This is a genomic window from Streptomyces sp. NPDC054956 (assembly GCF_053609185.1).
Window position 1 is genome coordinate 1 of sequence record NZ_JBSGXB010000595.1, and the last position, 1,863, is coordinate 1,863.

General features: G+C 56.5%; 1 rRNA gene. It reads left to right on the forward strand.

What is annotated here, in order from left to right:
* A 23S ribosomal RNA gene (locus tag ACWGDE_RS38600) occupies positions 1-1,831 on the forward strand; the annotation flags it as partial.
* Positions 1,832-1,863: the final 32 nt, after the last annotated feature.

Here is a 1,863-nt window from a genome sequence, read left to right on the forward strand (position 1 = left end):
TGCTGTGATGGGTAGGGGAGCGTCGTGTGCCGGGTGAAGCAGCAGCGGAAGCTAGTTGTGGACGGTTCACGAGTGAGAATGCAGGCATGAGTAGCGATACACACGTGAGAAACGTGTGCGCCGATTGACTAAGGGTTCCTGGGTCAAGCTGATCTGCCCAGGGTAAGTCGGGACCTAAGGCGAGGCCGACAGGCGTAGTCGATGGACAACCGGTTGATATTCCGGTACCCGCTTTGAAACGCCCAATATCGAATCAGGCGATGCTAAGTCCGTGAAGCCGTTCCGGACCCTTCGGGGAAAGGAAAGTGGTGGAGCCGACGAACCAGACTTGTAGTAGGTAAGCGATGGGGTGACGCAGGAAGGTAGTCCAGCCCGGGCGGTGGTAGTCCCGGGGTAAGGGTGTAGGCCGAGGGGTAGGCAAATCCGTCCCTCATTAAGGCTGAGACCTGATGCCGAGCCGATTGTGGTGAAGTGGATGATCCTATGCTGTCGAGAAAAGCCTCTAGCGAGTTTCATGGCGGCCCGTACCCTAAACCGACTCAGGTGGTCAGGTAGAGAATACCGAGGCGTTCGGGTGAACTATGGTTAAGGAACTCGGCAAAATGCCCCCGTAACTTCGGGAGAAGGGGGGCCATCACTGGTGATCGGACTTGCTCCGTGAGCTGGGGGTGGCCGCAGAGACCAGCGAGAAGCGACTGTTTACTAAAAACACAGGTCCGTGCGAAGCCGTAAGGCGATGTATACGGACTGACGCCTGCCCGGTGCTGGAACGTTAAGGGGACCGGTTAGTCACATTTCGGTGTGGCGAAGCTGAGAACTTAAGCGCCAGTAAACGGCGGTGGTAACTATAACCATCCTAAGGTAGCGAAATTCCTTGTCGGGTAAGTTCCGACCTGCACGAATGGCGTAACGACTTCTCGACTGTCTCAACCATAGGCCCGGTGAAATTGCACTACGAGTAAAGATGCTCGTTTCGCGCAGCAGGACGGAAAGACCCCGGGACCTTTACTATAGTTTGATATTGGTGTTCGGTTCGGCTTGTGTAGGATAGGTGGGAGACTTTGAAGCCCCAACGCCAGTTGGGGTGGAGTCGTCGTTGAAATACCACTCTGGTCGTGCTGGATGTCTAACCTCGGTCCGTGATCCGGATCAGGGACAGTGTCTGATGGGTAGTTTAACTGGGGCGGTTGCCTCCCAAAGGGTAACGGAGGCGCCCAAAGGTTCCCTCAGCCTGGTTGGCAATCAGGTGTTGAGTGTAAGTGCACAAGGGAGCTTGACTGTGAGACCGACGGGTCGAGCAGGGACGAAAGTCGGGACTAGTGATCCGGCGGTGGCTTGTGGAAGCGCCGTCGCTCAACGGATAAAAGGTACCCCGGGGATAACAGGCTGATCTTCCCCAAGAGTCCATATCGACGGGATGGTTTGGCACCTCGATGTCGGCTCGTCGCATCCTGGGGCTGGAGTCGGTCCCAAGGGTTGGGCTGTTCGCCCATTAAAGCGGTACGCGAGCTGGGTTTAGAACGTCGTGAGACAGTTCGGTCCCTATCCGCTGTGCGCGTAGGAATATTGAGAAGGGCTGTCCCTAGTACGAGAGGACCGGGACGGACGAACCTCTGGTGTGCCAGTTGTCCTGCCAAGGGCATGGCTGGTTGGCTACGTTCGGGAGGGATAACCGCTGAAAGCATCTAAGCGGGAAGCCTGCTTCAAGATGAGTATTCCCACCTCCTTGAGAGGGTAAGGCTCCCAGTAGACGACTGGGTTGATAGGCCAGATGTGGAAGCCCGGTAACGGGTGGAGCTGACTGGTACTAATAGGCCGAGGGCTTGTCCTCAGTTGCTCGCGTCCACTGTGTTAGTTCTGAAG